Source organism: Nocardiopsis quinghaiensis (assembly GCF_008638365.1).
Lineage (GTDB): Bacteria > Actinomycetota > Actinomycetes > Streptosporangiales > Streptosporangiaceae > Nocardiopsis > Nocardiopsis quinghaiensis.
Window position 1 is genome coordinate 1 of the sequence record NZ_VWVU01000005.1, and the last position, 25316, is coordinate 25316.

Genomic DNA, 25316 nt, shown 5'->3' on the forward strand with positions numbered 1-25316 from the left:
CTTCGACAGGTGGGTGCGGGCGTAGCGCAGCCACCGGGCCTCGCTGGTGTGGCCGAGCAGGGCCTGCATCAGGGCCAGGGTGATGAGGTCGGCGTTGCTCAGGCGGGGGTGGAAGCCGATGGTGGGGCGCCAGGGGGCCAGGTCGGGGCGGTGCTCCAGGAGTCGTGCGGTGGTGTCGTAGAGTGCACGGGCGAGGGAGTTCAGGTCTTGCGTCACAACATGACCATGGGCTCCCTCGCCTCATGCTCAGACCATGCACCCCTTGGAATTACTCATCTAGTGGGCTGATCGGGGCTTTTCGCCGGATGGTCCTGCCCCTGCCGGCAATGTCGGCGGTCGAGATCGCCGACAGGACCATCGCTGTCGGGGCCGGCCTCGGCGGTCACCGAGCTAGGGAGCGCGCGGGGCCGGGGCCCGCAGGACCGCCAGTCCCAGGGCGAGTACGGCCAGCCCCGCCCACGACACGGCGGGTAGGCGCTCACCGACCACCACCACGCCCAGCAGCGCGGCCACGGCCGGTTCGGCCAGGGTCAGGGTGGTGGCCACCGAGGCGGGTGTGTGCCGCAGCCCGTTCCCGAACAGCCGGTAGGCCAGGAACACGGTGAAGACCGCCAGGTGCAGGGCCACCAGAGCGCCCTCGACCGTGGCCAGCCAGGCCGTCCCGGCGACCAGCACCACCGGGAGTACGGCGAGCCCGCCGCCGGCGAACATCGTGCCCATCACGGCGCCCGAGGGGTGGCCCCGCTGGATGAGCCGCTCGGCGATGAGCGCGTAGGCGGAGTAGGACAGCCCCGCGAGCAGGGCCAGGAGCACCCCGGCGGGTCGCACGGCGGACTCACCGCCGGTGAGCTCCGAGCCCAGCACGAGTACGGCGCAGCCCAGTACCGCGGCCAGGGTGGCCGCGAACCAGCGCGCCGTGGGCCGGACCCGCCCGGTCAGCCAGGCCAGCAGCCCGGCGAAGACCGGCGCACTGCCCAGCGTGATCACCGTGGCGACCGCGACGCCCGCCTGTGCCACGGCCGGGTAGAAGGACAGCGGGTACCCGGCGACGGCCAGGGCGCCCAGGGCGAGCGTCCAGCGTGTGGACTCCCCGCTCCGGACGAGCAGGGCCAGGGAGCCCCGTCCTGTGAGGAACAGCAGCAGACCGCCCAGGACCAGGCCCGCGGAGCCGATGGCGGCCGCGGGCGCGCTCGTGGGAGCCAGGGAGCTGGCGGTGCCGGTGGTGCCCCACAGCACGGCCGCGGCCAGGATCGGCAGCGGCCCCCGGGCCAGGGCCGCGGTGGTGGGGGCCGGGGAGTCGGAGGCGGGAAGAGAGCGTTCTGACACGGTCGTGGTCTTTCGTCGTCACGTGTTCCGGGAGAGGGCGAAACGGGCGCACGACGACACGCGGCCCGGCGGACGCCGCCGACGGGCCGCTGCCCGGGTTCCTCGGGAAGAGGGGGAGGACGCGCCCGGTCAGGCGCGCAGAGGTGGAAGCACGACGTGCCAGTACGGGTTCTTCATGCCTGCCATCCTACGATCGGATGTGTGGGGCAGGGGTACGGGCCCCGGTGCCGGGACGCGGCGTCAGGAGCATGCGGGAAACCTCCGCCCCCCCGGGTCGTTGATGACCTCCCGGTGCCCCTGGTAGGGGTACAGCCGGGCCCAGTCGTCGGAGGTCGCGGGCAGGTCGGAGGTCTCCCGGAGCCGCAGTCCCAGCAGTTCCGCGAGTTCCCGGGTGCGCCCCTCGGGCGCGGACAGCCTCTCCCAGTGCTGCTCCAGGACCGGGCTCACCCGCTCCTCGGGGAGCCCGAGCAGTGCTCGGGCCACCTCCAGGTCCACCGGTGAGGGCAGGTAGGGGTCCAGGTCCATGGTGAGGATGTTCAGCTGCTCGTGGCGGGGGATCTCCTCCCCGGCGGTGGCCAGCCAGGTCGCGATCACCATGCGCGACTGGCCGGTGGTGCGGCACCGGTGGGGTTCGTAGGGAGAGGGCAGACCCAGGACCGACCGGCTCACGTCGCCCACGAACTCGGCCCGCCAGTACGTCCCTCCCGGTTCCATGTAGCTGTGGACCACCACGGACCCGCCCTCGGGAACGTCCAGGTCCCGTTCGTAGGAGGAGCCGTTCTGCCACACCACCGGCAGGCGGCCGTGCGCCGCCTCGGGCAGCAGGTCCACGGCCGGGGCCAGGGCCTCGTGCCAGTGGTCCACCCACGGTTCGAACCCTGGCAGCGGACAGTAGGTGATGCCCTCCTTGACCTGGCAGGGGGATCCGTGTGCGCCGTACACCCGGCTGTCGGCTATGGGGGTGAGGGATGTGTAGGTCTGGCGGCCGTGGGCGACGGTGAGCACGGCGCCGGCCATGAGCACGGTGACCGTTCCCAGGCAGGCGGCACGCAGGGCACGGCGTTCCCGGGCGGCCAGGGCCAGGAACACCAGGACGGCCACGGCCAGTACCGCGTAGACCAGGTAGTGGGCGGCCACGCCCGTGACGGAGGGCGCGCGCACCTCGAACGGGTGCATGGTGAGGCGGACCGCCCACTCCATCCGGAACGCCGCGTTCTGCAGGTTGCTCTCCAGCAGCGAGACGCCGTACACCACGTAGACGGGCGCGGTCAGCCCCACCACGACCAGTGGCAGGTACGAGCGGGTCCACGCCACCAGGGTGATCGACAGGAGCGGTCCCGCCGCCGCCAGCAGGAGGGGCGCCGGGTACGCGGGCGGACTCAGCGCGCCCGGCAGGGGAGGGGAGGACCACCAGTAGCTCAGGCCGGCCAGTACCGTCACCATCGCCGCGCTGACCAGGGAGGACGCCGCCATCAGGGACAGGAGGCGGCTCGTGCGGCCCAGGGGGGACACCAGTGCCGTGGAGTAACGGATCTCACGCATGGCGGGGAAGGCGGCCGCGACGAACATGATCACGCCCACGACCGTCGCGATGGAGTCGACCCTGCTGTACCAGCCCTCCAGCGTGGGCATGCCCGTGGCCCGGCCCATGTCCAGGAGCAGGTAGGCGCCCGCCGCCGTCCCCAGGGCCGGGAGCGGGTTCCGGCACAGACGCACCGTGTTGTACCACGTCAGCCGGGCGAACGCACCGAGGGAGCCCCTCCGCCCGACGACACGGCTCATCGGACGTCCTGTTCCACACCCGTGAGCAACAGGTAGGCGTCCTCCAGGGTGGGCTCGACCGGCTCCAGGCCGGTGCCGGACGCGGCGTGCGCGCCGTCGGCCGGAGTGAGCACCCGGTAGCGTCCGTCGGCCAGCCGCCAGGCGGTGTACCCCTCACCGGGGTGCTCGCCGTGCTCCCACACGTGCCCGCGCGAGCGGTCCACCAGCTCTCCCGGGGTGCCGTCGAAGACCACCCGTCCCGAGTCCAGGCACACCACGCGCTGGCACAGGGCCGCCACGTCCTCGATCTGGTGGGTGGAGAGCACCACGGTGCTGCGCACGGCCAGCTCCGAGACCAGTCCGCGGAACCGGATGCGCTGCTCGGGGTCCAGGCCGATGGTCGGCTCGTCCAGCAGCAGTACCTCGGGATCGCCGAGCATGGCCGCGGCCAGTCCCAGGCGCTGGCGCATGCCGCCGGACAGGCGGCGGATCCGGCTGTGGCGGCGGTCGAGGAGACCGACCCGCTCCAGGCCGCGGCGCACCTCGTCGTGGCGGGCCCGGCGCCCGCCCAGCTCCTTGAGCACCGCCATGTAGTCCAGCAGGCCGAACGCGGTGAAGTACGGGTAGAACTCGGGGTTCTGCGGCAGGTAGCCCAGACGGCGCCGGATCTCGGTCCGCTCGCCCGCGCGTTCGGGGTCGCGCCCCAGCACGCGGACCTCGCCGTCGGTGGCCTCCAGGTCGGTGTTCAGGCAGCGCAGGAGCGTGGTCTTGCCCGCGCCGTTGCGTCCCAGCAGTCCGGTCACTCCGGGCTCCAGGTCCAGGTCGACACCGTCCAGGGCGGTCCGGGTGCCGTAGCGGCGCACCAGGCCGCGCAGGTGGACGGGGGCGGTCACCGTGGTCGTGGAGCTCATGCCGCCCTCACACGCCACAGGAGGGCGATGAGCAGGGTGGCGAGCGCGCCCGCCCACCACACCTGGGCCTGGGGAGCCAGCAGTTGCAGGGGAGTGGCGTCCCCGGCGGCGATCAGGGCGCCCAGGGCGAGCAGCCACAGCAGTCCCACGACGGCGCTGGCCGCGCCCAGGTGCAGCCAGCGGCTGAGTAGCAGTGAACCGGTCACGAGGGTGAGCGCGGGCAGCAGCCAGAACGTCGACGCCCAGGGCGCGTGCGAGGGGGGCAGCAGCAGGGCCGCCGCCGTGCACAGGGTCAGCGCGGGCACCAGCACCGCGCAGGTGCGCAGGAACAGCAGTCGCTGCCCGGCCAGCGGGGTGACCGACGTCAGGGTGTGGGCGGGGTCCACGCCGCGCCCGTAGGCCAGGGCCACGCCCACCAGCGGCACGACCGGGGCGGTGAAGGTGAACATCAGCGAGCCGAGCGGCAGGTGGTGGGCGGCCAGCAGGGCGGCTGCCAGCACCACGACCGTGGCCAGCAGCCAGGCCCGGTACAGCCCGGGGGTGGCGGCGAGCAGTTTGGCGCTGCCCTCGCCCACCCCCAGCGAGGACAGCAGTACCTCGACCGGGCCGCGCCGGGGGCGGTCCACCACGTCGCGCAGGTCCGCCCAGCTCCGGGCCAGCCAGGCCTCGTCGGCGGGGAGCAGGTCACGGCAGTTCGCGCAGCGGGTGATGTGGGCCTCCACGGACATGGCGGTGACGTCGTCGGATCGGTGGTGGGCGTACTCGTGTGCCTGGGCAGGGGTCAGGTGCCAGCTCATGTCAGTGCCTCCCGTAGCCGCGCCTTGGCGCGCATGACCCGTGTCTTGACGGTTCCTTCGGGGATCTGGAGAATCTGCGCGGCCTCCCGGACGGTGAGTCCGTCGAGCACGGTGGCCTGGATGGCCGAGCGCAGCTCGGGTGAGAGGGAGTGCAGGGCGGCGCCCAGCGGGCCGTACTCGATGCCGAGCAGCACGGTGTCCTCGGCGGAGGCGTCGCCGATGGTCTCGTATTCGGTGTCGCTGTCGGCGATCCAGCGGTTGGAGCGTTTGCGCAGCTGGGAGATGAGCTGCCGGATCGCGATGGTCCACAGCCAGGCTCCGGCGTCGGTGTCGCCGTCGCGGGGGGTGAAGGAGCCCGCGTTCTTCCACACGGCCAGGAAGGTCTCCTGGAGGGCGGCGTCGAGCTGGTCGGGGTCGGAGCAGCGGTAGCGCAGCCGTGCCCGCATCCAGGGCGCGTGCCTGCGGTGCAGGATCTCCAGGGCACGGGTCTCACCTGTGGCGACGGCGGCCAGCAGCACCGGGTCGGCGCTGTCGGAGCCGTAGGAGGGGGCGCGGCGGCGCGCGCGGCGGAGCAGCTTCACGTGGAGGGCTATCGCGGTGGGAGTACGGTTCGGTTCTGCGGGGAGGGGCGGTCGCGTCTTTGTCCACGGTATCCGCGCGGCGATTTCGGTCTGACCCCCGCTGTGGGAGAAAATGGGGCGTATGCGTCTGAGGATCTTCCTTGAGCCCCAACAGGGGGCCACCTACGAGGACCAGCTCGCCGTCGCCAGGGCCGTGGAGGACCTGGGGTTCGACGCCCTGTTCCGATCTGACCACTATCTGCGCATGGGAGATCACGTCAGCGGCCTTCCCGGGCCCACCGACGCCTGGATCACCCTGGCCGGGCTGGCCCGTGACACCTCCCGTATCCGTCTGGGCACGCTTATGAGCGCGGCGACCTTCCGCTACCCCGGTCCCCTCGCCGTCTCCGTCGCCCAGGTCGACCGCATGAGCGAGGGCCGGGTGGAGTTCGGTTTCGGCGCCGGCTGGTTCGAGGAGGAGCACGCGGTCTACGGGATTCCCTTCCCCGCCACCGCCCGTGAGCGCTTCGACCGCTACGAGGAGCAGCTGGACGTCATCACCGGGCTGTGGTCCACCCCGGTGGGCGGGACCTTCCGCTACGAGGGCAAGCACTACCGTCTGGCGGAGGGGCCCGCGCTTCCCAAGCCGCAGCAGGACCCGCGGCCGCCGGTACTGATCGGCGGGACCGGGCCCAAGCGCACGCCGCGCCTGGCCGCCAGGTACGCCGACGAGTACAACGTGCCGTTCGCCTCGGTCGAGGACACCTCGGCCGCCTTCGAGCGGACCCGCGCCGCGGTCGGGGCCTCGGGGCGCGGCGCGCCGATGGTCTACTCCGCAGCGCAGGTGCTGTGCGTGGGCAAGGACGAGGCGGAGGTGGCCCGGCGGGCGGAGCGGATCGGCCGCGAGGTGCCGGAGCTGCGGGAGAACGGGCTGGCGGGCACCCCGGACGAGCTGGTGGAGAAGATCGGCCGGTTCGCCGCCGCGGGCGCGGAGCGCATGTACCTGCAGATGATGGACATGTCCGACCTGGACCATCTGGAACTGGTCGCGTCGCGGGTCGCGCCGCAGTTGGACTGAGCGCGGAGCGACTTCCCGGGGGGCGGCCGCGCCCGTGTGGCACCCGGGCGGTAACTTGATATCGAGATACAAGTCAGATAGCTTGACATCAAGATAACAGCGGGGCTCCCCCCGGCCCGCTCCCGGTTCGGGCGTGTGAGGTCGACCGCTCGGCGATGCCCGAACCCGAACATCATGGGCGCCCGCGACCAGCGGGCCGCCCGGCCGGCGGCGAGTGGCGTCGCCGCAGGTCACGGCGGACCTGATGGAGGCCGGAAGGACAGGCGGAGACCACCCCCGCGGCCCTCCGCCCCCCCGGCACCCGGTCAGGGCGGCCTCAGTAGGTCCCGCGTCCGCCCGATGAGGCAGGATGCTGGGAGCAAAGTGGCGAGATCAGGAGGCAGACACCGTGTCCGCGAACAGCTTCGGCGCCCGTGACACGTTGCGCGTTGGCGACGAGTCGTACGAGATCTTCCGTCTGGAGTCCGTTGAGGGCTCCAAGCGGCTTCCCTACAGCCTGAAGGTGCTGCTGGAGAACCTTCTGCGCACCGAGGACGGTGCGAATGTCACCGCCGACCACATTCGGGCGCTGGGCGGTTGGGACCCCAACGCCCAGCCCAACCAGGAGATCCAGTTCACCCCCGCGCGGGTGATCATGCAGGACTTCACCGGCGTTCCCTGTGTCGTCGACCTCGCCACCATGCGCGAGGCCGTGCGGGACATGGGCGGCGACCCGGACCAGATCAACCCGCTCGCCCCCGCCGAGCTGGTGATCGACCACTCCGTCGTGGTCGACCTCTTCGGCAGTCCCGACGCCTTCGAGCGCAACGTCGAGATCGAGTACGAGCGCAACTACGAGCGCTACAAGTTCCTGCGCTGGGGCCAGACCGCCTTCGACGAGTTCAAGGTCGTCCCGCCCGGCACCGGTATCGTGCACCAGGCCAACATCGAGCACCTGGCACGCGTCACCATGAGCCGGGGCGGCCAGGCCTACCCCGACACCTGTGTGGGCACCGACTCGCACACCACCATGCAGAACGGCCTGGGCATCCTGGGCTGGGGCGTGGGCGGCATCGAGGCCGAGGCCGCCATGCTCGGCCAGCCGATCTCCATGCTCATCCCGCGTGTGGTCGGCTTCAAGCTGAAGGGCGCGCTCAAGCCCGGCACCACCGCCACCGACCTGGTGCTCACCATCACCGAGATGCTGCGCGAGCACGGCGTGGTCGGCAAGTTCGTCGAGTTCTACGGCGAGGGCGTCGCTTCCGTGCCGCTGGCCAACCGCGCCACCATCGGCAACATGAGCCCGGAGTTCGGCTCCACCGCCGCGATCTTCCCGGTCGACGACGAGACCATCCGCTACATGAGGCTGACCGGCCGCTCCGAGCAGCAGGTCGCCCTGACCGAGGCCTACGCCAAGGCCAACGGCTTCTGGCACGATCCGTCCGTCGAGCCCGAGTTCTCCGAGTACATCGAGCTCGACCTGGCCGACGTGGTCCCCTCCATCGCCGGCCCCAAGCGCCCGCAGGACCGCATCGCGCTGTCGCGGGCCAAGGGCACCTGGCGCCACGACGTGCACAACTACGTCGACGACCAGGTGGACGAGGCGAGCGAGGAGTCCTTCCCGGCCTCCGACTCCCCGGCGCACATGGCCAAGCCCGGGGGCGAGCGCCCGCACCGCCCGGTCCGGGTCACCATGGCCGACGGCACCGAGACCGAGATCGACCACGGCGCCGTGGTGATCGCCGCGATCACCTCCTGCACCAACACCTCCAACCCCTCGGTCATGCTGGGTGCCGCCCTGCTGGCCAAGAAGGCGGTGGAGAGGGGCCTGTCCCGCAAGCCGTGGGTCAAGACCTCCATGGCCCCCGGGTCCAAGGTCGTCACCGACTACTACGAGCGCTCCGGCCTGACCCCGTACCTGGACAAGCTGGGCTTCAACCTGGTCGGCTACGGCTGCACCACCTGCATCGGCAACTCCGGCCCGCTGCCGGAGGAGGTCTCCAAGGCCGTCCAGGACAACGACCTCGCGGTCTCCGCGGTCCTGTCCGGCAACCGCAACTTCGAGGGCCGGATCAACCCGGACGTGAAGATGAACTACCTGGCCTCGCCGCCGCTGGTGGTCGCCTACGCGCTGGCCGGATCGCTCGACGTGGACATCACCACCGAGCCCCTGGGCGTCGGCACGGACGGCGAGCCCGTCTTCCTGGCCGACATCTGGCCGAGCGCCGAGGAGATCCAGGAGGTCATGGACTCCGCGATCGCCTCGGACATGTACGAGTCCGCGTACGCGGACGTGTTCGCCGGCGACGAGCGCTGGCGCTCGCTGCCCACGCCCACCGGCAACACCTTCGAGTGGGCGGACGACTCCACCTACGTCCGCAAGCCCCCCTACTTCGAGGGCATGGGCGCCACCCCGGACCCGGTCACCGACATCACCGGCGCCCGCGTCCTGGCCAAGCTGGGCGACTCGGTCACCACCGACCACATCTCCCCGGCCAGCGCCATCAAGCCGGGCACCCCGGCGGCCGACTACCTCAAGGCCCACGGTGTGGAGCGCCGCGACTTCAACTCCTACGGTTCCCGCCGGGGCAACCACGAGGTGATGATCCGCGGCACGTTCGCCAACATCCGCCTGCGCAACCAGCTCGCGCCGGGTACCGAGGGCGGCTACACCCGCGACTTCACCCAGCCCGAGGCGCCCGTGTCGTTCATCTACGACGCCGCGCAGAACTACGCCGAGCAGGACACCCCGCTGGTCGTCCTGGGCGGCAAGGAGTACGGTTCCGGCTCCTCGCGCGACTGGGCCGCCAAGGGCACCGCCCTGCTGGGCGTCCGTGCGGTCATCACCGAGTCCTACGAGCGCATCCACCGCTCGAACCTGATCGGTATGGGCGTCCTGCCCCTGCAGTTCCCCGAGGGCCGGTCCGCCGACTCCCTGGGCCTGACCGGTGAGGAGACCTTCTCCATCACCGGCGTGACCGAGATGAACGAGGGCCGGGTCCCCGCCACGGTGAAGGTCAGCACCGACACCGGCGTGGAGTTCGACGCCGTGGTGCGCATCGACACCCCCGGCGAGGCCGACTACTACCGCAACGGCGGCATCCTGCAGTACGTGCTGCGCCAGCTGATCGCCAAGTAGGCCGATCCCGCGTCGGGCGCGACGCACCCGGGGCCGCCACCGTCGTCCGACGGTGGCGGCCCCTCGTCGTCCGGATACTCCGCGTCCTCCAACAGAAGGTCACGGAAAGATCTCAGTAGGGTGATTGCTCAGGAGGGCGTCGGGTAGCGGCCCTGGTGAGGACGCAACGCAAGCGACGAAGGACTCGAATCAATGTCAGAGATCATCGAGACGGTGGAGGTCGACGTTCCGGTCACCGCCGCCTACGCGCAGTGGACGAGGTTCGAGGAGTTCCCGGCGTTCATGGAGGGTGTCGACAAGGTCGTCCGCACCGATGGCGGGCACATGGTCTGGACCATCGAGATCGGCGGCCAGAAGAGGGAGTTCGAGGCCGTGGTCACCGAGCAGGTCCCCGGTGAGCGGGTCGCCTGGAAGACCACGGACGGGGTGACCCACGCGGGTGTGGTGACTTTCCACCACATTTCGGACACACGCAGCAGGATCACCCTCCAGCTCAAGACCGTCCCGGAGGGCGTGGTCGAGCAGCTCGGCGACAAGCTCGGGCTGGTCCAGGCCCGGGCCAAGGGCGACATGAAGCGCTTCAAGGCCTTCGTCGAGCCGTCGGGGAACGCCTCCACCGCCTGACCGTCCTCCCGCGACAGGCGGGCTCCCGGCACCGACGTGCGGTACCGGGAGCCCGTCCCTCCGTACCGGGGCCCTAGTGGGCGCCGCTCTCGGTGCTGGAGGAGTAGGAGCCGTCCTTGCCGGCGTAGTCCCAGGACTCCTCGAACCAGGCCTTGCCGTCCCCGGCGGAGGACTCGACCTCGTGGTTGAACGCCCCGCCGTGACCGGCCACGCTGGTCTCCGAGTCGTAGTAGGCGTCCGCCGAGGCGACGGCCGGAGTTCCGAACGCCAGCACGGGTGCGGCGACGATGGTGAGCGTGACACGGTACAGGGTCTTCTTCTGCATGGCAGTGCTTTCCCTTCGTGGCTTGGTACGGGGATCCGCCGACATCGGGGTGGTCCCGGACCGACGCTGCCCGCAAGGCGCGGGAGGCGCCGTGGAACCGCCCGGCTTCGTCCCCGCTCCCCAGCCTGCGGGCGGAGGAGGGCAAGAGGGAACACCAGAAAGCTGCGCAAACCCCAAAATCGAGAGCGCGGCGCGTAGGGCGGCCGTGGGGCCTGCGGCCAGTGTCGGAGGCCTTGCGTGAATCCCGCGCGTTAGTCCGGTATGTCGCATTTGCCCAATGGGTTCCGGTGTTCGTGTGAAAGGTCGGGCAACCGCTTTCACGTCGGTGGACATCCGTAAATCCCCGATATGCCCACCGCATGCACAGCGTCACCAACCTCCGCTCTCGGCTTCCCCGCCGGTTCTTTCCTTCCTGATTCCGCCGGCCCCTCTCCCCCTCCTGGCCACGGCACCGCCCGCGCGGAACACGCGCCGGAGCCCAGGGGCTGTGTAGAGCGTTCAGGAGGCCTCGGCCAGGCACCCGTGGGGTTTCCAGCGGCGAGCGACCACGCAACCGTGCGGGATCCGGCGGCGGCCCGCTCCAGGGGCGGGCAGAGCCTCCAGCGGATCCAGCGCTGTGACCACCGCCGCGGTCGTCCGTAACGGAGCAGTATCGGATGCGCACATCGCAGAACACCTGCACCGGTGGCCACCATCTGCCCATACGGAGCGGAACTTCGGTACCCGCCCATGTCACCGGGTTCTGACCGACCGAAACGTGGCTATAGTTCCCACGGGCCCGTCGTGGGTTACCGGGGATGGATGACGATGGATACGGGGTGGACCGGTGGACGACCTGGAGGGCCAGGATGGTAGCGGCGGGACGGGCCGGGAGCCGGGCCGCACGGCGGGGAACTACCGGCTGGCGCGGTCCCTGGGACGCGGCGGTTTCGGTGAGGTCTTCCTCGGCGAGGCCCCCGACGGCAGTCGCGCCGCGGTCAAGCTCCTGCACGCCAGCTGGGCGGGCGACCCCGAGATGCGCCGCCGCTTCGCCACCGAGGTGGAGCAGGCCCGTCGGGTGAGCGGCTTCTGCATCGCCGCGATCCTGGACGCCGATCCCGGGGCCGAGGAGCCGTGGATCGCCACGGAGTTCATCGACGGCCCCACCCTGCAGGACGCGGTGGCCGAGGACGGTCCCCGGAGCGGGGTCGAACTGCACCGGCTGGCCGTCTCCACCGCCACCGCCCTGGCCGCGATCCACGCCGCGGGGGTCGTGCACCGCGATCTCAAGCCGGACAACATCATGCTGGCCCCGGACGGTCCGCGCGTGATCGACTTCGGCATCGCCCGCGCCGTGGAGACCACCTCGGTCACCGCCAGCGGTGTGGTGGGAACCATCGGGTACATGGCGCCCGAGCAGTTGGAGGGCATGCGGCTGACCTCGGCGGTGGACATCTTCTCCTGGGGTTCGGTGATGGTCTACGCCGCCACCGGGCGGGAGGCCTTCCCCGGCCCCACCCAGGCCTCCCGTATCGCCCGCATCCTGGGGGCGGAGCCCGACCTCGGCGCTCTCACCGAGCCGCTGGCCGGAATCGTCCGTGCCTGCCTGGACAAGGACCCCGGCCGCCGCCCCGACGCCACCACCCTGCTCAACCAGCTGATCAGCGTGCCCGCCGCCGGCGGCCGGGCGGCGGCCGCGGCCCCGGGAGCGCGCTCTTCGGGCGCGGGGCCCAACGGGAGCGCGCCGGACGCGCGCACCCGGGCCGGCGCGGACCCGGTCCCGAGCGCGTTCGACGCGTCCGCGCGGGTGAACCCGACCCGCGTGGCGACCCGGACCCCCGTGGATCCGACCAGAGTGGCCCCGCAGGTCCCGGTGGACCCGACCCGCGCCTACACGCGGATGGCGCCCGGTGGCGCCGCTTCCGCCGATCCCTCCGCCGGTCTGGCCCCGCCCCGCACCGCGCCGCCCGTGTCGGGACCGGCCTCCGCCGCTCCCGGCACGCCGCCGCCCCACACCGCGCCCGCGTCGCCGCCGCCGTACTCCTCGCCTTCCGTGCCGGGCCCGGTGAGCGGTGGCCGCACCACTTCGCCGCCGCACCACGCCGGTGTGCCCCCGTACCACTTCCACGGCATCCGGTTCACCGACCCGCGTGACCTGGCCGCGGCGATGCAGCAGAACTGGAGCGCCGCCGTCCAGGTCTTCAACGACCCGGCCGAGCGGGCCGCTCTCGGAGCCTGGCTCGTCAACGACCTCGGCGACACCACCCTGGACCGCTCCCTGTTCCGCGGACACGCCAACAGCGACGCCAATCTGGCGGTGGCCTCCTTCGTCTCCCAGCTGCGCCCCGACCTGCCGCCCATATTCCGGGGCCGGGGCGCCACCGTGGCCGAGCTGGGTGAGGTGTTCAGCGATCCGCGCCCCCTGTTCACCGGTGCGCCCCTGGCCAACGAGATGCTTCTGATGGCCCGCCCGAGCCTGCTCCGGATCATGGGCGCCCACCACGGCGACGACTCCGGCGAGCTGCTGCGGCTCGCGGAGCACCTCGACGAGGCCGAGCAGGCCGCCAACGCCTTCCACAAGCAGCTGACCGGCGAGCTGGAGGGGTGGCGTACGGCCCACGTCAGCGTCAGCACCGCCCTCATCCTGACCTTCCTGCTGCACCCGGAGCGGATGGTGCCGCCCGACGACGGCGGCGACACGGGCGTGCGGGAGTGGGCGGCCATCCTCTGGAACCGCGTCCGGAGCGCGCCGCTGCCCGTCAACGCCGGGTACGCGGCGGTGGCCTACGGCGCGGTGCCGACCATGCGGGCGCTGGCCGAGCAGCGGCGGCACTGGGAGAAGCGCCACGGCGAGGTCAGTACCAGGCACGACTCCCTGCGCCGCCGGGTGCTTCTCCAGGAGCGGCTGGTGCTCGCCCTGCGGATCTGCCGGTTCGCCATCCTCGGCATTCCCGCCGGGATCGTGACCGAGCTGTCGGCGGGCAGCGGCATGGAGGGGGTCGTCAGCCTGCTGCTCGTCGTGGGCGTACTCGGCTTCGTCGGAGCCGTCCTGGCGGAGATCACCGTGCGGATCGCCTTCGGCGGCCCGGCACGGCGCAACCTGCGCTACGGGGAGCTGAACGGGGTCTCGTCGCAGCTGCCGCCGCTGACGGCGGGGGTCGACCGCATCCAGGGCGACCTGCGCAGGGCCCGGGAGATCTGCGGGCCCTGACGCCTCGCGGGGCGGCCTCCGGCACCGCCGAACGGCGGTCTCAGCGAGCCGCGTTGTCGATGACCACGTCGGCGTGCTCCCTGGGGCGGTCCCGCCGGTGGAAGGCCTCCTCCTGCTCCGCCCACACGCTCCGATAGGGCGCGTAGACGGCCGCGTCCCACCGGCCGTCCAACCGCAGTGAGCGCTCGTCGTCGGGCGCGGCCACCCACACCAGCAGGTCCAGCAGGTCGCGCACGGCGGCGGCGCCCGAACCGGATCCCTCCACCACGAGGATCCCGCCCGCCGCCACGCCGTCGGGCAGGGCGGTCCACTCCCGCGCGAAAGCGCCCCGCTCCCAGTCGTAGCGCCGCCATGCCGCCCGTTCCCCACGTGCGAGTGGTTCCAGGACCCACTCCCGCAGCAGTCCCGGCGCCTCGGCCAGGCCCTCCCAGCCGGGGTAGAGGTCCTCCATGGTCAGCACGCGGGCCGCCTCCCCCCGCGCGGCCAGCGACGTGCAGAACTCCTCGGCCACCGTGCTCTTGCCCGCGCCCGAGCGCCCCTCGACCGCCACGACACGGATGCGGCCCGCGCGGGGGGAGGGGACCGCCCGCGCGAGGCGGTCGGGCCATCCGCGCTCGGCGGTGCTGATGCGTGGTCTGGTCATGTTCGGACCCTAACGTCATGGGACGAGAAGTTTCGGCTTGCGTTCAATCCTTGTAGCATTCCTCGCAACGGTGCCGAAGCGCCGGGAAACCACCGAGACAAAGGGGCAGCTGGTGACCGAGGCCACCGCGACGCCGGGATCCCAGTCCGCCCTGCGCCAGGCCAACGAACGCCGGGTCGTGGACGTGCTGCGCCGCGACGGGACGTGCACCCAGGCCGAACTGTCCCGGTCCACCGGCCTGTCCGCGGCCAGCGTCTCCAACATCGTCCGCGGCCTGCGCGCCGCCGGGACGGTCTCGGTGCGCGACACCTCCTCCAACGGCCGCCGGGCCAGGGCGGTCACACTGCTGCGCCCTCCCGGTACCGTCGTGGCCGTCGACTTCACCGCCGACCGCGTCCGCGTCGCGATCGGCGACAGCGACGGCAACATGCTGGTCCGCGAGGAGATCGACTACGACGTGGCCTCCGACGCCGAGCGCGGGATACGGCGCGCCGCCTGGCTGGCCGAGACCACGCTGATCCGCTCCCGGATCGACCTGGGCACCGTGTCGTCGGTGGTGGTCTCCGTCCCCGGGCCGGTCGACCCGGGCACCGGCGAGGTCGGCGCCATCTCCTGCGTGCCCCGCTGGGCGGGGTTCCGCCCGGCCAGGGCCCTGACCGAGCGGCTGGGGGTGGAGACCCTGGCCGAGAACGACGCCAACCTCGCGGTCCTGGCCGAGCAGTACCAGGGCGCGGGCGCGGGGGCCGAGCACGTGATCCACCTGGTCCTCAGCGAGGGCGTGGGCGCGGGCATCATGATGTCCGGCCGGCTCTTCCGCGGGGCGGGGGGTACGGCCGGGGAGATCGGGCACATCGCGCTGGATCCGCGCGGGCAGGTGTGCCGGTGCGGCAACCGGGGCTGCCTGGAGACCTTCGTGGGCGCGAACTACCTGCTTGACATGCTGCCGCAGAACAGCGGTGTGGCCCGCGGTCCGGGGCCGGTCCGGATCCCGGACATGGTGGCGGCGGCGCTGGAGGGCGACCCGGGCAGCCGGCGCATCATCGCCGAGGCGGGCACCGCGCTGGGCCAGGGCGCCGCGATCATGGCGAACCTGTTCAACCCGGGCCGGGTGACCGTGGGCGGGGAGCTGGCCGACGCGGGTGAGCTGCTGCTGGACCCGATGCGCAGGGCGATGGAGCTGGGCTCCCTGGAAAGCGCTCTGGAGCGGCTCGAACTGGTGCCGAGCGCGCTGGGCAGGGACGCGGCCCTGTACGGCGCACTGCGTATGGCCGTGCAGCACGCGAACTGAACGGGTCCGGAGTGGAACGGACGGCGATCGGGCCCCTCCGGTCGGTGCCCGCACGTAGGCTGACAGGTGACGAACGTCGAGGTCAGCGCCGGATCGAAGCCGTGGTTCGGTAAAGAAACGGAATTCCTTCACACGAGCTCACATGTCGGGACCTCCGCTCTGGCCTGGGTTTTCGCTCTGTTCACGCTGTGAACGCAATACTCGTGATGTTTCGGTTATGTGTTCAGGAGTTGACGGCAAGGTAGCGGCGGGGTTTGACTTCACTCCAACCACTCGCGAGTTTCACCGTCCGTATCCCCCCTCATGAGAGGCATCCGCGTTGAACACACGACGCTTCGCATCGCGCCGCACGGCCGCCGGCGGTTTCGCCGCCGTCGGAGCCGCTCTGGCACTCCTCGTCTCCGGTTGTGGTTCGCTCACCAGCTCGGGCGAGGACGCCGAGCGCGAGACCCACACCGTCGAGGAGGGCTTCCACGTCGGCCTCCTCCTGCCCGACCTTCACACCGCTCGCTACGAGGCCTTCGACAGGCCCTTCTTCGAGGAGGAGATGAACGAGCTCTGCCCGAGCTGTGAGGTGTCCTACGCCAACGCCGACGGGGACGTGGACGAGCAGCAGACCCAGGCCCAGGCCATGTTGACCGACGGCGTGGACGTGCTCGTCCTGGACGCCGTCGACGCCGCCGCGGCGGCCGGGACCGTCAACGAGGCCAAGTCCCAGGGCGTGCCGGTGGTCGCCTACGACCGCCTCGCCGAGGGCGGCGCCGACATGTACGTCTCCTTCGACAACCACCGCGTCGGCCAGGTCCAGGCCCAGTCCCTGCTGGAGGCCCTGGAGGCGGAGGGCACCACCGGGGACGGCTCGATCGTCGTGATGCACGGCTCGCCCACCGACCCCAACGCCTCCAGCTTCAAGGCGGGCGCCATGGAGGTCTTCGAGGGTCAGATCGAGATCGGCCAGGAGTTCGACACCCCGGACTGGTCGCCCGACGAGGCCAACTCCCAGATGGAGGGTGCCATCACCTCCGTGGGCCTGGACGAGATCACCGGCGTCTACGCCGCCAACGACGGACTGGCCTCCGGCGTCATCTCCGCGCTGCGCAGCGCCGGAGTCACCGTCGAGGACCTGCCGCCCGTGACCGGTCAGGACGCCGAGCTGGCCGGGATCCAGCGCATCGTCGCCGATGAGCAGTACATGACCGTCTACAAGGCCATCCGGCCCGAGGCCCAGGTCGCCGCGGCCATGGCCGTGGGCCTGGCCACCGGCGAGGACCCCCAGCTGGGCGAGTACACGCTCACCGAGGCCGAGGACGGCAACGGCGAGACCATCGACGCCGTTCTGCTGGAGCCGACCGCGGTCACCAAGGAGAACGTGGGCGACACCGTCGTCTCGGACGGGATCTACAGCATCGAGGAGATCTGCACCGAGGACTACGCCGACACCGACTTCTGCCAGGAAGCCCTCTAGAACCGGTGCGACGGTCCGGTCCGGGCGGGCGGACTCCCGCTGTCCGCCCGCCCGAACCGGGATGAGAGAAGAGAAGCGAACGCATGAGCACACCAGTCCTGGAACTGTCCGGGATCTCCAAGACCTTCGGTGCGGTCCGCGCCCTGAGCGACGTCGACTTCCAGGTCGGTGAGGGCGAGGTCGTCGCCCTGCTCGGTGACAACGGCGCCGGCAAGTCCACCCTGGTCAAGGTGATCTCCGGAGCCCACCCCGCGGACAGCGGCGGGGTCATCACGTGGGACGGCAAGCCGGTCAGCATCGGGACGCCCGCCGACGCACAGCGCCTCGGGATCGCCACCATCTACCAGGACCTCGCCCTGTGCGACAACCTGGACATCGTCGGCAACCTCTTCCTGGGCAACGAGAAGCTGCACTTCCCCGGCACCCTCGACGAGGTCGAGATGGAGAGCCGGGCCAGGGAACTGCTGGACTCCCTGTCCGTGCGGATCCCCAACCTGCGCGTTCCGGTCGCCTCCCTCTCCGGAGGCCAGCGCCAGATCATCGCCATCGCCCGCTCCCTCCTGGGGCAGCCGCGCGTGGTGATGCTCGACGAGCCCACCGCGGCCCTGGGCGTCGCCCAGACCGCCCAGGTCCTCGACCTCATCGAGCGCCTGCGCGACAAGGGCCTGGGCGTGCTGCTGATCAGCCACAACATGGCCGACGTGCGAGCGGTGGCCGACCGGGCCATGGTGCTGCGGCTGGGCCGCAACGCCGGAGACTTCCCCATCGCGGACACCAGCTACGAGGAGATCGTGGCAGCCATCACCGGCGCCGCCGACAACCCGGTCAGTCGCCGTTCCGAGCGCACCGGTGCCTCGGCCCTGGCCACGGAGGACAAGTGATGACCCAGCAGACCCCTGTCTCCAAGGCACCCGGGCGAGGTGGGGCCGAGTCGGTCGCCCCCAAGCGCGACCCGCGGCTGCTGGCCACGGTGGCATCGCCCAAGGGATGGCTCGACGCCTTCAAGCGCGCCCTGCGCGGCGGTGATCTGGGAGCACTCCCGGTGGTCATCGGCCTGATCCTCATCGCCGTCGTCTTCCAGTCGGCCAACGACCGGTTCCTGTCGCCGCAGAACCTGTCCAACCTGACCGTACAGATCGCCGCCATCGGCCTGATGACCACCGGCGTGATCATGGTCCTGCTGCTCGGCGAGATCGACCTGTCCATCGGGTCCGTCGCCGGCCTGGCCGCCGCGGCCCTGGCCGTCCTCGCCGTCAAGCAGGGCGTCTCGGAATGGGTGGCGATCGCACTCGCCGTCGGGCTCGGCCTCCTGGTCGGCCTGGTGCACGGCTTCATCTTCGCGAAGCTGGGGGTGCCGGCCTTCGTGGTCACCCTCGCGGGCCTGTTGGGCTGGCAGGGCCTGCACCTGTACCTGATGGGCGCCGACGGCACCATCAACACCAGCCCGAGCGGAACGATCGCGCTCCTGACCCAGACCTACTTCGTGTCGTTCATGGGCTGGGCGATCGCGGTACTGGCCCTGGGCCTGTACGTCGTCTCGGTGTTCCTGGTGGAGCGGCGCCGCCGCCTGGCGGGCCTGCCCTACAAGCCCCTGACCGGGGTCCTCTTCCGGGCCGCCCTGCTCGCCGTACCGATCCTCGGCGGCGTGTGGGTGCTCAACCAGTACAAGGGCGTGCCGCTGGCCTTCCTGATCTTCGTGGGCTTCGTCGTCGCCCTCGACCTCATCCTGCGCAAGACCCGTTACGGCCGCATGGTCTACGCCGTCGGCGGCAACGCCGAGGCCGCCCGGCGCGCTGGTATCAACGTGGACCTGATCCGCATCTCGGTGTTCGGCATCGCCTCCGCCCTCGCCGCCCTGGGCGGCGTCATGCTCACCTCGCGCAACTTCGCGGCGAGCGTGTCCACCGGTGGCGGTGAGGAGCTGATGATGGCCATCGCGGCCGCGGTCATCGGCGGTACCAGCCTCTTCGGCGGGCGCGGCAACGCCTACTCCGCCCTCCTGGGCGGTCTGGTCCTCGGCGCGATCGCCTCCGGCCTGCTGCTGCTCCAGATGAACACCTCCGTCCGGTTCATGATCACCGCGGGGGTCCTGCTGGTCGCCGTCATCCTGGACTCCCTCTCCCGCCGGGGTCGCAAGACCCACGCCAGGGGAGGCGCCTGACAAGGCGGCCACGGCCCACCCCGGGGCGGCCGGCGGTGCCTCACTCCCCACCGTCCCCGCCCCCTCCCACCCGGTCCGGCGCCCCAAGCGCCGGGCCGGGCCCTCTTCGTCCCACCTTCCCGCCTCCTGTACCCGGTTGGGAAAGTCGGGATATAGCGTCGTGAACCGTGCCCCTGGAAACCAGCGCCCTCCCCGCTCCCATGTCCGCCTCGAACCTCGTGGAACTCTTCTCTCCCACCGGTCACGGGATACTCGGCGAAGGCGACCTGTGGACGTTCGTCATCGTCACCGCGCTCGCGGTCGTCACCGGTGCCGCCGTGCAGAGCACCGTCGGCCTCGGCCTCGGAATGGTCGCCGCACCCGTCATCTCCTTCCTGGACCCCACCCTCATGCCGGGGATGCTGCTCGTCGCCGTGATCATCCTCCCGGCGTTCACCCTCCTGCAGGAGTGGCGGCACGTGGACTGGCGCGGCATCGCCTGGGGGCTGCCCGCGCGCCTGCCCGGAACCGTCCTGGGCGTGTGGGTGGTCGCGGCCCTGGAGCCACGGGCCCTGGCCGGAGCGGTCGGGGCCATGGTGCTCGTGGCCGTCCTCCTGTCGGTCTGGTCACTGCGGGTGCGCGTCACCCCGGTGACGCTCGTGGCGGCCGGGGCCCTGTCCGGCCTGGCCGGCACCGCCACCACGGTCGGCGGCCCTCCCATGGCCCTGCTCTACCAGCACGAGGAGCCCGCCAGGGTCCGCGCCACCCTGGCGGCGTTCTTCCTCGGCGGTGGCGCGGTCTCCCTGTCCGCACTGGCCCTGGGCGGCCAGATGGACACCCGGACCGCCGTCGTCGGGGTCTCGGCCATCCCCCTCGTCGGCGTCGGCTTCCTCGTCGGCAACCTGCTGCGCCGACGGGTCAACGCCGCGTGGCTGCGCGTCGCCATGCTGTGCGTGGTGTCCGCCTCCGCGCTCGGCCTGCTCGGTCAGGCGGTGTTCGCATAAGCCGCCTCACCCGGACAGAACGCTTCCGAAACCAAGTAATGTACGCGAAAACCCGGGTAGCGTCGGCGTGGTTCCGGCCGTCTGGTGGGAAGGCCGTACAGGACGGCCCGCCCGGTTTCCCGGCCAGGGTGGGGCTTGGCAGGACCCGTGGACACACACCCATAAACTCGGGTATGTATACCTGCCGGTAGCCAAACCCGGCCCACGTCAGGGGCCCGGAACGGCAAACTCAACGGACACGCTGGACGAGGGGACTGACGAGACAGTGGCACTGTTCGAGTCGATACACAATCCGGAAGCGCTCAAGAGGCTTCCGGCCGATCAGCTCCCTGCGCTGGCACAGGAGATCCGGGGCTTCCTGGTCGACTCCTGCTCCCAGACCGGCGGGCACCTCGGTCCCAGCCTCGGCGTCGTGGAGCTGACCATCGCGCTGCACCGGGTCTTCGACTCGCCGAAGGACCCCATCCTCTTCGACACCGGCCACCAGGCCTATGTGCACAAGGTCCTCACCGGCCGCCATGACTTCACCAACCTCAAGTCCGAGGGCGGTCTGTCCGGTTACCCCTCGCGCGCCGAGTCCGAGCACGACTTCGTCGAGAACTCCCACGCCTCCACGTCCCTGTCCTACGCCGACGGCATGGCCAAGGCCAACGAGGTACGGGGCCTCGGCGACCGCACCGTGGTCGCGGTCATCGGCGACGGCGCGCTCACCGGTGGCATGGCCTGGGAGGCGCTCAACAACATCGCCGCGCGCAAGGACCGCCGCCTGGTCATCGTGGTCAACGACAACGGCCGCTCCTACTCGCCCACCATGGGCGGGATCGCCGACCACCTCGCCTCCCTGCGCATGGCCCCCGGTTACGAGCAGGCCCTGGACCTGGCCAAGACCACGCTCAACCGCACCCCCGTGGTCGGCCAGCCCCTCTACGAGGCGCTGCACGGCATCAAGAAGGGCCTCAAGGACGCCATCCAGCCCCAGATGATGTTCGAGGACCTGGGCCTGAAGTACCTCGGGCCCATCGACGGCCACGACGAGCAGGTCATGGAGAAGGCGCTGCGCCGTGCCCGCGACTTCGGCGGCCCGGTGATCGTGCACTGCCTCACCCAGAAGGGCAAGGGCTACGCCCCGGCCGAGAACCACGACGAGGACCAGTTCCACGCCCCCGGTCCCTTCGACGTGGCCACGGGCCAGGCCAAGCCCGGCCCCAAGGTCGTCAAGTGGACCTCCGTCTTCGCCGACACCATGGTGGAGATCGGCGCCGAGCGCCAGGACGTGGTGGCCATCACCGCCGCCATGCTCCACCCCACCGGCCTCAACAAGTTCGCCGAGGCCTACCCCGACCGCGCCTTCGACGTGGGCATCGCCGAACAGCACGCCGCCACCGCCGCCACCGGTATGGCCATGAACGGTCTGCACCCGGTCGTGGCCGTCTACGCCACGTTCCTCAACCGCTGTTTCGACCAGGTGCTCATGGACGCCGCCCTGCACCGCCAGGGCGTCACGTTCTGCCTGGACCGCGCCGGGGTCACCGGCAACGACGGTGCCAGCCACAACGGTATGTGGGACATGTCCATCCTCCAGGTGGTCCCCGGGCTCCGCCTGGCCGCGCCCCGCGACGCCGAACGCCTGCGCACCCTGCTGCGCGAGGCCGTGGCCGTCGAGGACGCGCCCACCGTCGTGCGCTACCCCAAGGGGGCCGTCGCTGAGCAGGTGGACGCGGTCGGCAGGGTCGGCTCCATGGACCTGCTGCGCCGCGCCGGCGACAACGGCCACTCCAAGGACCTGCTCATCGTGGGTGTGGGCACCATGGCCCAGGTCGCCTGCGAGGTCGCCGACCGGATGGCCGCCCAGGGCCTGGGCGCCACCGTCGTCGACCCCCTGTGGGTCAAGCCGCTGGACGAGGCCCTGGTCGCCGAGGCCGCCGAGCACAGCGTCGTGGCGGTCATCGAGGACAACGGCCGCACCGGCGCCGTCGGCGACGCCGTGGCCCGCCTGCTGCGCGACCACGACGTCGACGTGCCGGTGCGCACGTTCGGTATCGCGCAGGAGTTCCTGGACCACGCCAAGCGCGACGACATCCTGCGGGAACAGGGTCTGACGCCCCAGGAACTGTCCCGCAAGCTCACCGAGACGGTCTCCCGCCGCACCGACGCGGCCGCCGACGAGCTGGCCGACGAGACCGCCTGAGCCGCCTCGGGCCACCGCCCCTTCGGCAGCCCGGGAACGCCCCGGGCTGCCAGAATGGGCGTATGACCTCTCCCGAACCTGAGCAGCAGCCCACCGAGGACGCCGAACCGCTCCGCGTGGCCGTGATCGGTTCCGGCCCGGCCGGTGTCTACGCCGCCGACGCCCTCACCCGGCAGCGGCGTGTGCCCGTCCGCGTCGACGTCATGGACCGCCTGCCCACCCCCTACGGGCTGGTGCGCTACGGCGTCGCCCCCGACCACGTCAAGATCAAGGGCGTGGCCCGAGCGCTGCGCAGGGTCCTGGAACATCCCGACGTGCGCTTCGTCGGCGGGATCGAGTTCGGCACCGACCTCACCCGCGCCGACCTGGCCCGCACCCACCACGGCGTCGTCTACGCCACCGGCGCCAGCATGGACCGCCGCATGGGCGTGCCGGGGGAGGACCTGCCCGGCAGCGTCGCCGCCACCGACTTCGTCAACTGGTACTGCGGCCACCCCGACACCGGGTTGGAGCGGTTCGTGCTCGACGCAGAGGAGGTCGTCGTGGTCGGGGCGGGCAACGTCGCCCTGGACGTGACCCGGATCCTCGCCAAGACCGCCGACGAGCTCCGCCACACCGACATCCCGCAGCCGGTCCTGGATGTGCTCGCCGCCAGCCGTGTGCGCACCGTGCACCTGCTGTCCCGGCGGGGCCCGCTCCAGGCCAAGTTCACCGCGCCCGAACTGCGCGACCTGCTCGCGCTGCCCGGAGCGGACGTGGTCGTGAGCGCCGACCAGGTCGACATCGACCCCACCGCCGTGGGCACGGGGGCGCCCGAGCTGCGCGAGGTCTCCCGTGCCGCGCGCACCAATCTCAGGCTCCTGCGGGAGCACGCGCGGCGTCGGCCCGAGGGCCGGCCCCGTACCGTCCGCCTGCACTTCTGGGCCCGGCCCCAGGAGGTCCTCGGCGCGGACCACGTGACCGGGGTGCGGGTGGAGGGCACCCGCCTGGACACGGACGGGCGCCTGACGGGCACCGGGCGGACCACCGACCTGCCCGCCGGGATGGTGCTGCGCTCGGTGGGGTACGCGGGTGTCCCACTGTCCGGGGTGCCCTTCGACCCCGAGGGGCGCACCGTCCCCCAGGAGGGGGGCCGGGTCCTGGACGCCGACGGGCGCGTGGTTCGGGGGGACTACGTCGCCGGGTGGATCAAGCGGGGCGCCACCGGGGTGATCGGTACCAACAAGTCCGATGCCGCCGGGACCGTTCGCTCCCTGCTGGAGGACGCCGAGGCGCTGCGTGCGGCGGCCTCGGACCTCGTGCCGCTGGAGACGGTGCTGGACGAGCGCGGGGTCGCGCACAGCGGCTACGAGGACTGGCTGCGCATCGACACCGCCGAGGCCGAGCAGGCCGTGGAGCTGGACCGGGGGGAGCGGGTCAAGCTCCACGGCTGGGAGGCCTACCGCAGGATGCTCAGGTGACCTGGCCCGGCTCGGCGCCGTAGGTGTTGCAGCCGTCCAGGGTCGGCTCCGACCAGCCCCGCTCCAGCCAGAGCGCCCGGTTGCCGGCGCTGCCGTGCGTGTCGAGGTCGCCGCCGCTGTTGAAGTTGGCGTTGACGGCCGCCAGCGTCTCCTCGTCGGCGTCGGTGATCCCGCGCAGGCCCACCCCGGCCATGCACTCGGCCTGGAGCTCGGTGCGGCGGAGCGTGTCCAGCGCGTCCTCCTCGTTCCCGGCGTTCCAGCGCAGGTCGTGCGAGATGTTGAGGATACCGGTGACGTACTGCACGTGGTGGCCGTACTCGTGCCCCATCAGGGCGAGCCAGACGTCCTCGCGGTGCTGTGAGGGGATCTGGGCGCCCATGTGGCGCACGTTGGGCAGCACGACGGTGATGCGGGCCAGGTCGCTCTCGTAGTAGGCGAGTGTGTAGCCCTCCGCGCCGTCGGCGTCGGGGGAGTCCTGGGTGACGGCGAACTCCAGGGGACCGACGGACAGGCCCATCTCCTCCAGGGTCGGTGCCCACAGCTCGTCCAGGCAGGTTCCCGTGGCGGTCGCGAACTCCTCCCAGGACTCGTCCGAGCCCATGTCCAGATCGGGGGTACCGCAGTCGACCGCCTCGGGGACGGACGCGCCGTAGAGCGGATGGTCGACCAGGTCGACCTCCACCCCGTTGGGCCGCGCGGCCAGGCGGTCGTCGTAGTGGGCGGACAGGTCGGTGCCGCTCGGACGGGGCTCCTCGCGGGGGGTGGTGACGACCATGAGGATGCTCGCGGCCAGGGCGACGAGGGCGATCACGGCGGCCGCCGACGAGCCGACCAGGACGCCCAGGCCGCGGCGGCGCGGCCGCGCCGCCGCGTGGGGTCGGCCCCACGGCTGGCCCGGCTGCTGCCATCCGGCTCCCGGGTACGCGCCGGGTTGGAGGGTGTGGGGAGGGGGATAGGGGTGGGTGTGGGGTGTGGGCGCTCCCGCCATCTGCGCGCCGTGCGCGCCCGGGGCGCTCTGGGGGAGGGGAGGGTGGGGGGAGGCCGGGACACCGGGGGCGTACTGGGGGCCGGGCATCCGGTACTGGCCGTATGGACCGGTCTGCCCGTACGGGCCGGGCCGGTGCGCCTGGTCCGGACCGGCGGCCGGAGCCTGTCCCCAGGGCGGGGGCCGCCCCCAGGGTGGAGGCCGCATCGGCTGCGGGGGGAGGCCGCGCTGATGCTCCGGGGGACGCTGGTCGTGCACCGGACCGGTGGGGCCGCCGGGCCGCTCGCCTTCGGGCCGTGCGTTTTCGGGGTCGGCTTGCTCGGGTCGGGCGTCTCCGGGTCCGGGTTGTTCGGGTCGGGGGGCCTCGCCACCGGACCGCTCGCCGCCGGGTCGGTTCTCCACGGGGTCCGTCCTCGCTATCGTGCCGCAGCACGCCGGGCTGGGCCGCATCCA

Annotated in this window: 19 protein-coding genes and 1 pseudogene; 11 read left to right on the plus strand and 9 right to left on the minus strand. The window is 71.8% G+C overall.

Annotated features, from left to right (window positions below):
* The 6 genes and pseudogenes from FYX01_RS12425 to FYX01_RS12450 all read right to left on the minus strand — a co-directional run.
* A pseudogene (locus FYX01_RS12425) lies at positions 1-216 on the minus strand (IS982 family transposase); the annotation flags it as partial.
* Between the two features lie 174 nt (positions 217-390).
* A complete protein-coding gene (locus FYX01_RS12430; RefSeq protein ID WP_150240784.1) occupies positions 391-1326 on the minus strand; it encodes a DMT family transporter in 936 nt (311 codons plus the stop codon).
* A 240-nt stretch (positions 1327-1566) separates the two neighbouring features.
* Entirely contained in the window at positions 1567-3108 is a 1542-nt protein-coding gene (locus FYX01_RS12435) for a hypothetical protein (protein ID WP_150240786.1), read from the minus strand.
* Positions 3105-3998, minus strand: a complete 894-nt coding sequence (locus FYX01_RS12440; RefSeq protein ID WP_150240787.1) for an ABC transporter ATP-binding protein — start codon at positions 3996-3998, stop codon at positions 3105-3107. Before FYX01_RS12440 ends, FYX01_RS12435 begins: the two co-directional genes overlap by 4 nt.
* On the minus strand, positions 3995-4795 hold the full coding sequence (locus FYX01_RS12445; RefSeq protein WP_150240789.1) for a zf-HC2 domain-containing protein: 801 nt from the start codon (positions 4793-4795) through the stop codon (positions 3995-3997). The genes FYX01_RS12440 and FYX01_RS12445 overlap by 4 nt, the downstream gene beginning before the upstream one ends.
* Positions 4792-5376: an RNA polymerase sigma factor gene (locus tag FYX01_RS12450; RefSeq protein ID WP_150240790.1), complete on the minus strand. Its 585-nt coding sequence runs from the start codon at positions 5374-5376 to the stop codon at positions 4792-4794. Before FYX01_RS12450 ends, FYX01_RS12445 begins: the two co-directional genes overlap by 4 nt.
* A 121-nt stretch (positions 5377-5497) precedes the next feature.
* On the opposite strand from FYX01_RS12450, the gene FYX01_RS12455 reads away from it, so the two are divergent.
* From FYX01_RS12455 to FYX01_RS12465, 3 genes are all read left to right on the plus strand, one after another.
* On the plus strand, positions 5498-6433 hold the full coding sequence (locus FYX01_RS12455) for an LLM class F420-dependent oxidoreductase (RefSeq protein WP_150240792.1): 936 nt from the start codon (positions 5498-5500) through the stop codon (positions 6431-6433).
* 388 nt (positions 6434-6821) lie between these two features.
* Positions 6822-9551 (plus strand): aconitate hydratase AcnA, encoded by a 2730-nt coding sequence (gene acnA / locus FYX01_RS12460; RefSeq protein ID WP_150240795.1) that lies wholly within the window; start codon positions 6822-6824, stop codon positions 9549-9551.
* 192 nt (positions 9552-9743) lie between these two features.
* Positions 9744-10175: an SRPBCC family protein gene (locus tag FYX01_RS12465; protein WP_150240797.1), complete on the plus strand. Its 432-nt coding sequence runs from the start codon at positions 9744-9746 to the stop codon at positions 10173-10175.
* 73 nt (positions 10176-10248) lie between these two features.
* On the opposite strand, the gene FYX01_RS12470 is transcribed toward FYX01_RS12465, so the two are convergent.
* Positions 10249-10500: a hypothetical protein gene (locus FYX01_RS12470; RefSeq protein ID WP_150240799.1), complete on the minus strand. Its 252-nt coding sequence runs from the start codon at positions 10498-10500 to the stop codon at positions 10249-10251.
* A gap of 826 nt (positions 10501-11326) precedes the next feature.
* On the opposite strand from FYX01_RS12470, the gene FYX01_RS12475 reads away from it, so the two are divergent.
* The gene (locus FYX01_RS12475; protein WP_150240802.1) at positions 11327-13690 is read left to right on the plus strand and encodes a serine/threonine protein kinase; all 2364 of its coding nucleotides are present in this window, start codon (positions 11327-11329) and stop codon (positions 13688-13690) included.
* A gap of 40 nt (positions 13691-13730) precedes the next feature.
* Here the strand turns inward: FYX01_RS12475 and FYX01_RS12480 are convergent, their stop codons facing one another.
* The gene (locus FYX01_RS12480) at positions 13731-14333 is read right to left on the minus strand and encodes a uridine kinase family protein (RefSeq protein ID WP_150240804.1); all 603 of its coding nucleotides are present in this window, start codon (positions 14331-14333) and stop codon (positions 13731-13733) included.
* 112 nt (positions 14334-14445) lie between these two features.
* On the opposite strand from FYX01_RS12480, the gene FYX01_RS12485 reads away from it, so the two are divergent.
* The 7 genes from FYX01_RS12485 to FYX01_RS12515 all read left to right on the plus strand — a co-directional run bounded on the left by FYX01_RS12485 (position 14446) and on the right by FYX01_RS12515 (position 23878).
* Positions 14446-15621 carry an ROK family transcriptional regulator gene (locus FYX01_RS12485; protein WP_150240806.1) on the plus strand — a complete coding sequence of 392 codons (1176 nt, stop codon included), beginning with the start codon at positions 14446-14448 and terminating at the stop codon, positions 15619-15621.
* Positions 15622-15940: 319 nt separating this feature from the next.
* Positions 15941-17086 (plus strand): substrate-binding domain-containing protein, encoded by a 1146-nt coding sequence (locus FYX01_RS12490; protein WP_150240809.1) that lies wholly within the window; start codon positions 15941-15943, stop codon positions 17084-17086.
* Positions 17087-17169: 83 nt separating this feature from the next.
* Positions 17170-17967 (plus strand): ATP-binding cassette domain-containing protein, encoded by a 798-nt coding sequence (locus FYX01_RS12495; protein WP_150240811.1) that lies wholly within the window; start codon positions 17170-17172, stop codon positions 17965-17967.
* Entirely contained in the window at positions 17967-19247 is a 1281-nt protein-coding gene (locus FYX01_RS12500) for a sugar ABC transporter permease (protein WP_150240813.1), read from the plus strand. Before FYX01_RS12495 ends, FYX01_RS12500 begins: the two co-directional genes overlap by 1 nt.
* Positions 19248-19447: 200 nt before the next feature.
* A complete protein-coding gene (locus tag FYX01_RS12505; RefSeq protein WP_150241294.1) occupies positions 19448-20230 on the plus strand; it encodes a sulfite exporter TauE/SafE family protein in 783 nt (260 codons plus the stop codon).
* Positions 20231-20495: 265 nt separating this feature from the next.
* Positions 20496-22418 (plus strand): 1-deoxy-D-xylulose-5-phosphate synthase, encoded by a 1923-nt coding sequence (gene dxs, locus FYX01_RS12510; RefSeq protein WP_150240815.1) that lies wholly within the window; start codon positions 20496-20498, stop codon positions 22416-22418.
* A gap of 62 nt (positions 22419-22480) precedes the next feature.
* The gene (locus FYX01_RS12515; RefSeq protein ID WP_150240817.1) at positions 22481-23878 is read left to right on the plus strand and encodes an FAD-dependent oxidoreductase; all 1398 of its coding nucleotides are present in this window, start codon (positions 22481-22483) and stop codon (positions 23876-23878) included.
* Here FYX01_RS12515 and FYX01_RS26620 read toward each other — a convergent pair.
* Positions 23871-24953, minus strand: coding sequence for a neutral zinc metallopeptidase (locus tag FYX01_RS26620; RefSeq protein ID WP_317846061.1), 1083 nt, complete (start codon positions 24951-24953; stop codon positions 23871-23873). The genes FYX01_RS12515 and FYX01_RS26620 overlap by 8 nt on opposite strands.
* Between the last annotated feature and the right edge of the window lie 363 nt (positions 24954-25316).